Here is a 12,288-nt window from a genome sequence, read left to right as displayed (position 1 = left end):
ATGACCGATCACCCGGTCGCCGGAGCGTTGTTCGTACTTCCGTTCTTCCTCGTGGTCGTGGCGTTCCTCGTCGTGCCGCTCGGGTACGCGTTCTGGCTCAGCCTGTCCAGCAAGAGCCTCGCGCTGGGCGAACAGTTCACCGGGTTCGGCAACTACACGCGGGCGTTCACCGATCCCGTGCTGCTGGACGGTTTCCTGCGCGTGCTCGTGTTCGGCGCGGTGCAGGTCCCGCTCATGCTGGGGATCGCGCTCGTCGGCGCGCTCACGCTCGACGCGGTCACGACGAGGTTCGCGATCGCGTTCCGGCTCATCGCGTTCATGCCCTACGCCGTCCCGGCCGTCCTCGGCGCGCTCATGTGGGGTTTCCTGTACAGCAGGACGTTCGGCCCGTTCGCCGACCTGCCGACGGCATTCGGCGGCGCGCCGGCCGACTTCTTCAGCGCCGACCTGCTGCTCGTGTCGCTGGGCAACATCGTGACGTGGGCGTGGACCGGCTACAACATGATCGTGCTGTACTCGGCGCTGCAGGGGGTGCCGAGGGAGATGTACGAGGCGGCGCTGATCGACGGCGCGTCGCAGGTGCAGATCGCGGTACGGGTCAAGGTGCCCGCGATCCGGCAGGCGATCGCGCTCGCCGCGATCTTCTCCGTCATCGGGACGATGCAGTTCTTCGTCGAGCCCTACGTCATGTCCCGGTTCGCACCCCAGATCTCCGCCGGGTACACCCCGAACCTCTACGCGTACAACCAGGCGTTCGCCTACTCGGACTTCCACTACTCCGCGGCGATCTCCTTCGCGCTCGGGTTCGTGGTCTTCGTCGCCGCGTACGCGTTCGTGTTGTCGACCAGGAAGCGGAGGTCGTCATGACCCGGCCCGCGACGGTGCGGACGCGGGTGCCGCACCTGCTCATGGCGGCGGGCATGCTGTACTTCCTCGTCCCACTGCTGTGGATCGTCATCGCGGCCACCAAGAACCAGGCCGACCTGTTGTCCAGCCCCGCGATGTGGTTCGGCGACGAGTTCAGCCTGTTCGACAACCTGGTGCGGCTGTTCCGCGAGGACGGCGGCGTGTACGGCGACTGGCTGCTCAACACCGCCGTGTACTCGGGGGGCAGCGCGGTCGGAGCGACGGTGCTCGCCTCGCTCGCGGGGTACGGTCTCGCGCGCTTCTCCTTCTGGGGCAAGCGGTTCTTCGAGACCGCGCTGCTCGGCATGATCATGGTGCCCGCGACCGCGCTGGTGCTGCCGACCTACCTGATCCTGTCCAACGTCGGCATCGTCAACACGATGTGGGCGGTGATCCTGCCGTCGCTGCTCAGCCCGTTCGGCACCTACCTCGTCCGGGTGTACGTGGCCGAGAGCATCCCGGTGGAACTGCTCGACGCCGCCCGTCTCGACCAGGCGAGCGAGCTGCGGATCTTCTGGCAGGTAGTGGTGCCGAACATCCGGCCCGTGTTCGTCACGGTGTTCCTGTTCACGCTCGTGGCGACGTGGAACAACTACTTCCTGCCGCTGGTGATGCTGAGCGACGCCGACCTGTTCCCGCTGACCGTGGGGTTGACCACGTGGTTCAACACCGCCCAGCAGGAGGCCGGCACGCGGGTGCTGTTCGACCTGGTCGTCACCGGCGCACTGCTGGCGATCGTCCCGCTCGTCATCGCTTTCGTCCTCCTGCAACGGTTCTGGCGCAGTGGCGCCGCCGCCGGCGCACTGCGATAGGAGACCTGTGCTCAAGGCCGACATCGTCCTCAGCCCGGACTTCGTCGTCGCACCGGTGCGGCGCAGGCTCTTCGGTTCGTTCGTCGAACACATGGGTCGGTGTGTGTACTCCGGCATCCACGAGCCCGGGCACCCGACCGCCGACGAGGACGGCTTCCGCGGTGACGTGCTCGCGCTGACCCGCGAGCTCGGCGTCTCGCTGGTCCGTTACCCGGGCGGCAACTTCGTGTCCGGCTACCGATGGGAGGACGGCGTCGGACCGGACCGCCCGGTGCGGCGCGACCTCGCGTGGCGCGGCATCGAGACCAACGCGGTCGGCATCGACGAGTTCGCCCGCTGGGCCCGCAAGGCAGACGCGGAGGTGATGTACGCGGTGAACCTCGGCACCCGCGGCGTCGCCGAGGCACTCGACGTGCACGAGTACATGAACCACCCCGGCGGTACCCTGCTGTCGGACCTGCGGCGGGCGAACGGGACAGCCGACCCCCACGGCGTCCGGCTGTGGTGCCTCGGCAACGAGCTGGACGGCCCGTGGCAGACCGGGCACAAGACCGCGCACGAGTACGGCAGGCTGGCCGCCGAGACGGCCAGGGCGCTGCGGCAGGCGGAGCCGGGGCTCGAACTGGTCGCGTGTGGCAGCTCGCACTCGGGCATGCCGACGTTCGGCGCGTGGGAGGCAACGGTCCTCGAGCTGACCTACGACCTGGTGGACCACATCTCCTGCCACGCCTACTACGAGCCGCTCGACGGCGATGTGGACAGTTTCCTCGCCTCGGCGGTCGACATGGACCACTTCATCGACAGCGTCGTCGCCACGGCCGACGCCGTCGGTGCCCGGCTGCGCAGCGACAAGCGGATCGGCCTGTCATTCGACGAGTGGAACGTCTGGTATCAGAGCAGGTTCCAGGCCGATCCGCCCACCGAATGGCGTACCGCGCCGCGGCTGATCGAGGACGTCTACGACGTCCTGGACGCCGTCGTCGTCGGGAACCTGCTGATCTCGCTGCTGCGGCACAGCGACCGGGTGGCGGCCGCGTGCCAGGCGCAGCTGGTCAACGTGATCGCGCCCATCCGTACTGAGCCTGGTGGCCCGGCGTGGCGGCAGACGACGTTCCACCCCTTCGCGCTGACGTCCCGGCTCGCGCGTGGACAGGTGCTGCGCACAGAGGTCACGTCCCCGGTGTATCCGACGGCACGCTACGGCAACGTCCCGGTGGTCGACGCGGTCGCCACCCACGAACCGGCGACCGGCGAGGTGGTCGTGTTCGCCGTGAACCGGCACCGGATCGAGCCGGTGGAACTCCGCGCCACCGTGCCCGGCGCCACATCGGTCAGCGAGGCCTGGACAGTGCACGACCCCGACACGTCGGCGACCAACACCCGCGCGAACCCCGACCGCGTCGTGCCGCGTCACCAGTCCGCCGAGTTGTCCGACGACACCCTCCGCACCGTTCTGGCACCGGTGTCGTGGACCGCGATCCGGCTCGGCTGACCAGGGCTCCCGCAACAGCCGCCCCAGCCGGGGGCACGTGGTCACCCACGACGGGATCGTCCCCCGGCCGCCCGGTCCGCAGGTCCTCCGCGGATCTCGCTGGGCGGCGTTCGCCGAGCGCTCGACAAGGCGCGCGTCGGTGACGCGACCGGCCTGTACGTGGGCTCGCCGCCCCCTCTGCGGACACCATGGTGGGCAACCTGGGCGTGGTGCGCCGACTTCCCTTTCACCGGCCGCCAGAACCTGATCCGCGCCGAGCAGACCTGTGCCGGACCGTCCTGTGATGGGTCGCTCGCGCGCTCACGGGAGCGCCCCCTGTCGGGCGTACACGCGAAGCTTCCACATCTGGATGAGCTTGTGGTGACCGCGTCGAGACCGGCCTCGGCTCGTGCGCGGGGTCCGGGCGTGTTCAGCTCGTCGTACCGAGGTGTTTCGCGGCGACGCGCTGGCTGGCCCTTGGGCATCTGTTCGGATGACGGACAATCGGGGGCAGGACGACGGGTTGACAGGTTGACCCATCAAGACCATCCTTGCCTCGACGGACGGTCCAACGGTGGAGGGTCAGCGGTCATGGTCGGTGGCAGGCGGCGCAGGCTCGTGCTCGAACTGCTGGCACTCGCCGCGGTGTTGCTGCTGGCGGCGTGCACGAGTCAGTCCGAAGAAACGGGTGTGGCCGGACCACCGGCGGGCGAAACCAAGAGCACCTTCGTCATCGGTTACGACACCTACTGGCTGGGCAACAGCTGGTCGGTCCAGCTCGCGGCCGAGTTCCGCGCCTCGGTCAGCCGACACGGGGCACAGATCGAACGGGTCGTCTACACCCAGTCCGACAACGATGCGCAGAAGCAGATCTCCAACGTCGACTCGATGATCTCCCGCAAGGTCGACGCGATCATCATGACCCCGGTCTCCCCGCAGGCCGCGGTGCCCATCATCAAGAAGGCCAACGCGGCGCGCATCCCGGTGATCCTGCTGGGGGCCGACGCCAACACCGACACCTACACCTCACTGGTCACAGTGGACGACACCGCCATCGGCCGGGTCGGCGCACAGTGGCTGGTCGACCGGCTCGGTGGCAAGGGCCGCATCTACGTGCTGGACGGGGTCGCCGGCAACCCGGTGAACGAGCAGCGCCGGGCCGGGGCGCGGGAGGTGTTCGCCCGCTACCCCGGGATCCGGGTCGTCGCCTCCGCCGCCGCGAACTGGGACCAGGCCGAGGCCAAGCGCGCGGTGACGAGCATGCTCGCCGCCCACCCGCAGGTCGATGGCGTGTGGTCCCAGGGCGGGGCCATGACGCTCGGTGCGATCGAAGCGTTCCGGGCCGATGGCCATCCGCTGGTACCCATGACCGGCGAGGGCAACAACGGGTTGCTCAAGGTGTGGCAGCAGCTTGGTCCGGAGAGCGGGTTCGACGCCATCGGCGTGTCCAAGCCGACGTGGCTGGCCGACGATGCCCTGAAGGTGACGCTGCGCGTGCTGACCGGTCAGCCATACCAGAAGAACGACCGCAAGGAGCCGCCGGCCGTCACCGCGGACAACCTGCCGTCCCTGGTCCAGCCCGACCTTCCGGACGACTTCTGGGTGGACACCCGGCTCGACCCCGCGCAGATCAGGAGCATGTTCAATGGCTGATCGCACTGCGGTGCCCGGACCGTGCCGGTTGGTCTGCGAATCGATCAGCAAGACGTTCGGCGGCACGGTCGCGGTGCGGGACGTGTCGCTGTCGCTGGCCGCGGGCGAGGTCCTCGCGCTGGTCGGGGAGAACGGGGCAGGCAAGTCCACCCTGATGAACGTCATCGCCGGCGCGGTGCGCCCGGACTCCGGGCAGGTCCTGGTCGACGGCACGCGCCTGTCACACGGACCGCAGGCCGCCCGCGGCGCCGGTATCGCCATGGTGCACCAGGAGCTGAGCCTGTTCGGCAACCTCACCGTGGCCGAGAACGTCCTGCTGGGGGCGGAGCCGGTGACCGGACCACTGATCGGAGAGCGGGCGCTGCGCGAGACGGCCGCGAAGATCCTGGACGACCTCGGCATCCATCTCGACCCCGACGCCGGCGTCGCCCGGCTCTCGCCGGGGCAGCGCCAGCTGGTGGAGATCGCCAAGGCGGTCGCCACGCAGCCGAAGGTGCTGATCCTGGACGAGCCCACCTCCTCACTGGAGAGCACTCAGGTCGACGTGCTGCACGCGCTGGTCGTCCGGCTGGCCCGGCGCGGCACCGGCATCGTCTTCGTGTCACACCGGATGAACGAGCTGTTCCGCTTCTGCACCAAGGTTGCGGTGCTGCGCGGCGGCGAACTGGCCGAGGAAGGGGACCTGGCGGACTACTCCCACGACCGGTTGATCTCGGCGATGGTCGGCCGTGATGTCTCCGACCTGTACCCGGCACGGACGGACGCGGCCGGCCGGACCGATCCGGTGCTCGCCCTGCGCGAGGTCAGCGGGCACGGGCTGCACGACATCACCCTCGACGTGGTTCCGGGGCGGGTCACCGGGATCGCCGGGCTGGAGGGACACGGCCAGTCCGCCATCGCCGAGGTACTGGCCGGTGTGCGGGCACCGACGTCGGGTCAGGTCCTCGTGGCCGGCGCGCCGACCCGGTTGAACAGCCCTGCCAAGGCCATCGCGGCCGGGGTGGGATACGTGCCGTCGGACCGGCGCACGGCGGGCCTGGCCCTGGCGCTGTCGGTGGCGGAGAACATGGCGCTGGTCGGCGGCGCCGGGATACGCGGCCGGTTCTGGTTCCGCCCGCGGCGGCAGGCCGCAGCGGTCCGCGAGGTCGCGGCCCGGCTGGCGTTGCGTAGCTCGTCCACAGGCCAGGCGGTGGGCGAACTGTCCGGCGGCAACCAGCAGAAGGTCCTCTTCGGTCGGTGGTTGTTGCGTGCCGACCTGCGGGTGCTGGTACTCGACGACCCGACGAGGGGCGTGGACGTCGGCGCCCGTGAGGAGATCTTCGGACTGCTGCGCGAGCTCACCGCGCGTGGCGTCGCCGTCGTGCTGGTGTCAACCGACATCCAGGAGTTGCTCGGGATGGCCGACGACATCGTGGTGATCTACGAGGGGCGGATCACCGGCACGGTACCCGGGGGCGACGCCACGGAGGAGCGGGTCCTGGCCCTGGCGATGGGACAGGAGGTCCCCGCGTGATCGGCACGACCACCCGCACCGCCCTGCGCGCCGGCATTCCGTTGTGGCTGCTCGTGTTCATCGCGCTGATCGTGTTGCCTGTCCTCTCCGAGCCGTTCCGGTCCGCCAACAACGCGAACTCCCTGATGGCGTCGCTGGCGCCGTTGCTGCTGGTGTCCGCGGGGCAGGCGGTGGTGGTGCTGCTCGGCGGCATCGACCTGTCCGTGGGCGGAATCGTCGGGCTGGGCACCGTGCTCGTCGCGACGCCCGCGGTGCCCGGCTGGGTCGCGGCGGTGCTGGCGCTGGCGGTGGGCGTCGCGGCGGGACTGGTCAACGGCCTCGGCGTGCTCGCAGGTGTACCCGCGCTGGTGATGACGCTGGGCATGTCCGGGGTGCTCGGTGGGATCGGGCTTCTCGTGCTCGCCGAGCCGGGCGGCCAGGTGAGCCGCGGGCTGTTGGCGGTGCTGACCTTGCAGGCGTATCCGGTGCCGCTGGCCTTCGTCGTCGCGGTGGCCGCGCTGGCGGTGGCCTGGACGGCGGTGTCGTGGACCCGCTGGGGACGCGTGGTGCTGGCCACCGGCCACGACCCGGTGGCCGCCCGGCGCACCGGGCTGCCGTGGCGGTCGGCGACACTGCGTGCCTACGCGCTGTCCGGGCTGTTCTCCGGGATGGCCGGGCTCGCGGTGGTAGCTCGCACCTACTCCGGCGACTCGCTGTCCGGCGGCTCGTTGATCCTGGACTCGATCACGGTGGTGCTCATCGCCGGGATCGCGCTGACCGGAGGGCAGGGCTCGGTGCTCACCGTGCTGCCCGCGGCGGCCGTGCTCGGACTGTTGCAGAACCTCATCGTTCTGTCCGGTCTGGACAGTTACTACCAGTACATCGTGGAGGCCGTCGTGCTGGTCATCGCGGTGGCCCTCTACGAGGCGAGCGGGAAGCGGCCGGCTTTCCTGGCCAGGGGAGGATGAGGATGACCGAGCTCTCCACCGTGGGCCCGCCGTTGGCGCGACCGAAGCTGGACAGGAGCCTGCTGTTCGGTTACGCGCTAGCCGTGGTCTGTTTCCTCGTGTTGGGGGTGAGCACACCGGATGGCTTCGCCCCCGACCGGCTGCTCGGCATCCTCGGTTCGAACGCGGCGCTCGGCATCGTCGCGATAGGACAGACGCTGGTACTGCTGTGCCGAGGACTGGACATGTCGGTCGGCTTCACCATGAACCTGGCCGCCGTGGTGCTCTCGGCGACGATGGCCGGGCAGGACGCGAACACGCCGGCCGCGCTGGGCCTCGCCCTCGCCGCGGGTGCGCTGGTCGGCCTGGTCAACGGATTGATCGTGGTGTGGCTGCGCCTGCCGCCCCTGCTGGCCACGTTGGCCGTGGGCACGGCGGTGCAGGGCGGGTACTACGTGCTGACCAAGGGCCAGCCGAAGGGCGCGATCGCACCGGGGTTCCGCGAATTCGCCGACGGGGGAGCGTTCGGTGGCACGCTGCGGTGGGGGTTCCTGGTGTGGCTGGCGGTCTGGCTGCTCGCCGCGGTGCTGCTCTACCGGACCGTTCCGGGCCGCCGGTTCATAGTGGTCGGGGCCAATCCGCGGCTGGCCTTCCTGGCCGGGGTCGGGGTGCGCCGGCACACCGTCGCGGCCTATGTGGCCTCCGGGCTGACCGCCGCGATCGGCGGGGTCTACCTGACCGCGTTCGCCGGCTCGGCGTCGCTGACCGCGGGCGCGAGCTATACGCTGGCTTCGGTCGCCGCCGCGGTGATCGGCGGGGTCGCGCTCACCGGCGGGATCGGCAGCCCGACCGGCACGTTCGCCGGGGTGCTGGTACTGGTGTTCCTGCAGACCATCCTGACCACCTGGGACGTGCCCGCCCCGGTGCAACAGGCGACGCAGGGAGCGGTGCTGATCGTGATGATGCTGGTGACCCTCAGGTTCGTGCGCAGGGGACGGAGCGATCGATGAAGTGGGCCGAGCTGACCTGGGAGGAGATCGGGGACGCGGTGGCGGCACGGCCGGTGGCGTTGCTGCCGTTCGGTGCGGTCGAGGAGCACGGGCCGCATCTCACCCTGGGCGCGGACAACGACGCGGCGGACGGGATCGCCGAGCGGCTGGCCGAAGCCGCGAACCTGTTGCTGCTGCCGACGGTGCCCTACGGCCAGGTGTGGTCCCTGGAGCGGTTTCCCGGCAGCCTCTCGGTGCGCGACGAGACCCTGGTCAACCTGGTCACCGATCTCGCGGACGGGCTGGCCCGCAACGGGGTGCGGGGCCTGGTGCTGATGTCGGCGCACCTGGGTAACGCCGCCGCTCTGCGCAGGGCGACCAGGGTGCTTGCCGAGAAGGCCGGCCTGCCCGCGCTGCACCTGACCTATCCCGGGCTGGCCGAGATCTCCGCACGGGTGCGTACCACCCCGGAGTCACGGCCCGGCATCATGCACGCGGACGAGATCGAGACCTCGATCCTGCTGGCGTTGCGGCCGGAGCGGGTGCACCTGGACCGGGCGAGGCCGGAATACCCGTACTATCCAGCGGATTTCGATGCGGCCCCGGTCCGGTGGGATGAGGTAAGCACGACCGGAGTGTTCGGCGACCCCACCCGTGCGTCCGCCGAGACGGGTGAAGCCGTCCTCGAGCACGTGGTGGGCGAGGCCACCCGGGTCATCGAAGCGTGGCGGGGGCGGTTGGCATGACCCTTCCGGTGACGATGCTGTCCGGAGTGGACGAAGGCTCCGGAGTTCCCAAGTACCGCCAGATCGCCGACCAGCTGACCCGGCTGATCGAGGATCTGCCCCCCGGCGTCCGGTTGCCGTCCGAGCCGGCGATCAGCCGGCACCTGGGGGTCAGCCGCAACACCGCGATCCAGGCCCTGCACGAGTTGCAGCGCCGGGGCCTGGCGGTGCGGCGCCAGGGCCGCGGTACGTTCACCGCGGAGCGGCATCGCGCCGTGCGGTCGCTGGCCCCCGGCCGCCTGCCGTCGTTCAGCGAGGACCTGCGCCGGGGCGGCCACACCACCGCCGAGGAGATGGTGGGGTTCGAGCGGGCTCCGCTGCCCGCCGAGCCCGCCGCGCGACTGGGGGTGGACCTGGACACGATCGCGTGGCGGGTGGAGCGGGTGATCCGCTGCGACGACGCTCCGGTCGTGCACGTGCTGTCCTGGTTGCCGGTAGAGCTGTACCCCTCGCTCGATCCGGTCGCCATCAGCAAGAGCTCCCTGTACGAGCACCTGGAGAGCGGACCGGGCGCGGGACGCCCGCACAGCGCGGAGGAGGAGTGGACCGCGGTCGCCGCGGACGAGCACGTCGCGCGGTTGCTCGGGTTGCCGGTGCCGGCACCCGTCATGTCCTGCCGCCGCACGGCGGTGCTCGCCGACGGGCGGCCGGCCGAGCACTCGGTCTCGGCGCTGGCCGGCGGGCGCTTTGCCATCGCGGTGCGGATCTCACCCTCGTCGTGGGTGGACGGGGTGGCGCCGGTGCTGCAGGTGGGGTCGGCGTGAGCGAGCTCGCGCTCGGTGTCGACGTCGGCACCACCAGTACCAAGGCGGTCCTGGTGGATCGCGACGGCGTGGTCGTCGCGTCCGCGTCCGCCCGCCACGGCCTGCGGAAGGGGCCGGGCGTGGTCGAGGCCGATCCCGAGCAGTGGTGGCGGTCCACCAGAACGGCGATCGGGAAACTGGATCCCGATCAGCGGTCACGGACGGCCGTGGTGGGCGTGTCCGGCAACATGAGCTCGCTGGTGGTCATGGACGAGGACGGCCGTGCGGTGCGGCCCGCGATCCTGCTGGCCGACACGAGGGGCGAGGCTGAGATCGCGGCGCTGCCCCCGGCGGTACGCGCGCGCATCGAGGACAGCGGCCACAACGTGCCGGGCACCGTGTTCACGCTGGCCAAGCTGCTGTGGCTGGCGCGCAACGAACCGGCGACGCTGACGGCGGCCGCGACATTCGGCGCGGCGAAGGACTTCGTCCGGGCGAGGCTGACCGGCGTGCTCGGCAGCGAGCCGACCGATGCGTACAACACGCTGTTGCTGGACCGCGGCGGGATGACCTGGCACACCGAGCTGATCCGGGAATGCGGGCTCGATTCGGCGCCGTTCCCGGCATTGTCCGAGTCGGACGCCCTGGTCGGCGGCGTGTCGGTGAGCGCGGCCGCCGACACGGGGCTGCCCGAGGGCGTCCCGGTGCAGGCCGGGCTAGGGGACATGGCCGCCGCCATGCTCGGTGCCGGGGACACCGAGCAGGACGGCAGTGTCCTGGTCTCACTCGGTACGTCGATCACGGCCCTGGTGCGCCTGCCCGACCAGGAGTTCGACCCGGCCTGGCGCGGCCGGCTCACCTACCACCCCCTGCCCGGCGGCGCGTTCGCCCTGGCTTCGCTGATCACCGGCGGACTGGCGATCAACTGGCTGCGCTCGCTCGCGGGGGAGCAGGTGCTGCGCGAGGCGCCGGACGAGCCAGACCCGGACAGCCCCCTGGTCTTCCTGCCGCACCTGGCCGGTGCGGGCACCCCCGAGTTCCTGCCGGCGGCTCGCGGCAGTGTGTTCGGGATCGAACCGGGCACCAGTGGGCCCGAGCTTGCCCGGGCGCTGTTCGAGGGCACCGCCTTCGAACTGGCGATGGCCGTCCGGCTGGCCGGTGGGCGGCGCGTCCTGCTCAGCGGCGGGGGCACGCACCTGCCGGTCTGGGTTCGGGTGATCACCGACGTGCTCGACCTGCCCGCCCGGGTGGTCGACGAGCCCGAGGTCTCGGCCACCGGGGCGGCCCGGCTGGCCTGGCGGGCCCTCGGGGTGCGGTGCCCGGCGCCCACCGGATACCGCGAGCTGCGGCCGCGGCCGGAGTTCCGCGCCGCGTGGCGGGCCAGGAGTGCGAGGTACGCGCGGGCGCGCGAGGCCGCCTTCGCCCACTATCTGAAGGAATCGGCCGACGAGCAGAAGGAAGGGTCACTTGATTCGCACGGTCACCGGTGACATCTCGGCAGGGGAGCTCGGTTTCACCTACTCGCACGAGCATCTCATCGGCTCCCCACCGCGGTGGAAGGTCGAGCAGGATCCGGACCTGGAGATCCTGGACGAGGACAAGGCACTCGCCGAGACACTGATCGCGCGTGAAGTGGGCGTCCGGTCGATGTACGAGGCGTCCGCCTGGGACTACGGACGCGATCCGGCGGCGTTGCGCCGGATCAGTGAGCGGACCGGGGTGCGGATCATCGCCTGCGCCGGGTTCAACAAGGGCGAGTGGTTCGACGATCTGATCGCCGACTGGCCGGTCGAGCGGCTGACCGAGCAGATCGTCGCCGACGTCACCGAGGGAATGAACGGCACCGACGTACGCGGCGGCGTGATCAAGTTCGGCACCGGCTACAACCACATCTCGCCGGTCGAGGAACGGGTCATCCGGGCGGCGGCACGGGCGCACCGCTCGACCGGCGCAACCCTGCACGGCCACACCGAGACCGGCACGATGGCCCTCGAGCAGATCGACATCCTCCGCGAGGAAGGCGTCGACCTGCGTCGCGTCGGGTTCGTGCACCTGACCCGCAACCCCGATCCGTTCCTGCACCGCCAGATCGCCGCCCAGGGCGCGTACCTGTGCTACGACGGGTTCTCGAAAATCAAGTACCTCCCGGAGAGCACCCGGATCGACTGCCTGCTCGCGGTGGTGGAGGCAGGGCACGCCGACCGCCTGCTGATCGGCGGCGACCTGGCCCGGCGCACCGACCTGGAGTCCTATACGGGAGGTCCTGGGCTGCGCTACATCGCGGGCAGATGGCTACCGCGACTGCGGGAGGACCTGGCAGACCGCGGCTATTCCGGCGACCGGATCGAGGAGTTGGTACGGCAGTTGTTCGTGACCAACCCGGCTGCCTACTTCGACATGGTCGAGCCGTACTGACCGAGCCCATCCGGTCTCCGAGGGCGGCCGAGGAGGAACCGATCAGCGCAGGGCTGGAATCGCTGTCGGCGATGG

At 70.6% G+C, this 12,288-nt stretch carries 11 protein-coding genes; all 11 read left to right on the top strand.

From position 1 onward, the window contains the following. The 11 genes from JT362_RS04105 (at position 1) to JT362_RS04055 (ending at position 12,213) form a co-directional block, all read left to right on the top strand. Positions 1-867 (top strand): carbohydrate ABC transporter permease, encoded by an 867-nt coding sequence (locus JT362_RS04105; RefSeq protein WP_260189648.1) that lies wholly within the window; start codon positions 1-3, stop codon positions 865-867. After that, entirely contained in the window at positions 864-1,718 is an 855-nt protein-coding gene (locus JT362_RS04100; RefSeq protein WP_260189647.1) for a carbohydrate ABC transporter permease, read from the top strand. Before JT362_RS04105 ends, JT362_RS04100 begins: the two co-directional genes overlap by 4 nt. A gap of 7 nt (positions 1,719-1,725) precedes the next feature. Continuing rightward, entirely contained in the window at positions 1,726-3,210 is a 1,485-nt protein-coding gene (arfA, locus tag JT362_RS04095) for an arabinosylfuranosidase ArfA (protein ID WP_260189646.1), read from the top strand. Between the two features lie 570 nt (positions 3,211-3,780). Then, positions 3,781-4,842 carry an ABC transporter substrate-binding protein gene (locus tag JT362_RS04090; protein ID WP_260189645.1) on the top strand — a complete coding sequence of 354 codons (1,062 nt, stop codon included), beginning with the start codon at positions 3,781-3,783 and terminating at the stop codon, positions 4,840-4,842. Then, positions 4,835-6,355 carry a sugar ABC transporter ATP-binding protein gene (locus JT362_RS04085; protein ID WP_260189644.1) on the top strand — a complete coding sequence of 507 codons (1,521 nt, stop codon included), beginning with the start codon at positions 4,835-4,837 and terminating at the stop codon, positions 6,353-6,355. The genes JT362_RS04090 and JT362_RS04085 overlap by 8 nt, the downstream gene beginning before the upstream one ends. Continuing rightward, positions 6,352-7,302, top strand: a complete 951-nt coding sequence (locus JT362_RS04080; RefSeq protein WP_260189643.1) for an ABC transporter permease — start codon at positions 6,352-6,354, stop codon at positions 7,300-7,302. The genes JT362_RS04085 and JT362_RS04080 overlap by 4 nt, the downstream gene beginning before the upstream one ends. A gap of 2 nt (positions 7,303-7,304) precedes the next feature. Further along, the gene (locus tag JT362_RS04075; RefSeq protein ID WP_260189642.1) at positions 7,305-8,291 is read left to right on the top strand and encodes an ABC transporter permease; all 987 of its coding nucleotides are present in this window, start codon (positions 7,305-7,307) and stop codon (positions 8,289-8,291) included. Then, positions 8,288-9,016: a creatininase family protein gene (locus JT362_RS04070; RefSeq protein WP_260189641.1), complete on the top strand. Its 729-nt coding sequence runs from the start codon at positions 8,288-8,290 to the stop codon at positions 9,014-9,016. Before JT362_RS04075 ends, JT362_RS04070 begins: the two co-directional genes overlap by 4 nt. Then, on the top strand, positions 9,013-9,819 hold the full coding sequence (locus JT362_RS04065; protein ID WP_260189640.1) for a GntR family transcriptional regulator: 807 nt from the start codon (positions 9,013-9,015) through the stop codon (positions 9,817-9,819). The genes JT362_RS04070 and JT362_RS04065 overlap by 4 nt, the downstream gene beginning before the upstream one ends. Next, entirely contained in the window at positions 9,816-11,288 is a 1,473-nt protein-coding gene (locus JT362_RS04060; protein ID WP_260189639.1) for a xylulokinase, read from the top strand. The genes JT362_RS04065 and JT362_RS04060 overlap by 4 nt, the downstream gene beginning before the upstream one ends. Then, a complete protein-coding gene (locus JT362_RS04055; protein ID WP_260189638.1) occupies positions 11,266-12,213 on the top strand; it encodes a phosphotriesterase family protein in 948 nt (315 codons plus the stop codon). The genes JT362_RS04060 and JT362_RS04055 overlap by 23 nt, the downstream gene beginning before the upstream one ends. The last annotated feature ends 75 nt before the right edge of the window (positions 12,214-12,288 follow it).

The sequence above is a fragment of the Actinophytocola gossypii genome (genome assembly GCF_025165815.1).
Taxonomy (GTDB): domain Bacteria; phylum Actinomycetota; class Actinomycetes; order Mycobacteriales; family Pseudonocardiaceae; genus Actinophytocola; species Actinophytocola gossypii.
The sequence above is the reverse complement of the archived record's forward strand: the minus strand, read 5'-3'. Positions and strand labels throughout refer to the sequence as shown.

What these genes read in the sequence shown, in the direction of transcription:
- JT362_RS04105 (WP_260189648.1), top strand. Translation starts at nt 1, where the DNA reads ATGACCGATCACCCGGTCGCCGGAGCGTTGTTCGTACTTCCGTTCTTC.
- JT362_RS04100 (WP_260189647.1), top strand. Translation starts at nt 864, where the DNA reads ATGACCCGGCCCGCGACGGTGCGGACGCGGGTGCCGCACCTGCTCATG.
- JT362_RS04090 (WP_260189645.1), top strand. Translation starts at nt 3,781, where the DNA reads ATGGTCGGTGGCAGGCGGCGCAGGCTCGTGCTCGAACTGCTGGCACTC.
- JT362_RS04085 (WP_260189644.1), top strand. Translation starts at nt 4,835, where the DNA reads ATGGCTGATCGCACTGCGGTGCCCGGACCGTGCCGGTTGGTCTGCGAA.
- JT362_RS04075 (WP_260189642.1), top strand. Translation starts at nt 7,305, where the DNA reads ATGACCGAGCTCTCCACCGTGGGCCCGCCGTTGGCGCGACCGAAGCTG.
- JT362_RS04070 (WP_260189641.1), top strand. Translation starts at nt 8,288, where the DNA reads ATGAAGTGGGCCGAGCTGACCTGGGAGGAGATCGGGGACGCGGTGGCG.
- JT362_RS04065 (WP_260189640.1), top strand. Translation starts at nt 9,013, where the DNA reads ATGACCCTTCCGGTGACGATGCTGTCCGGAGTGGACGAAGGCTCCGGA.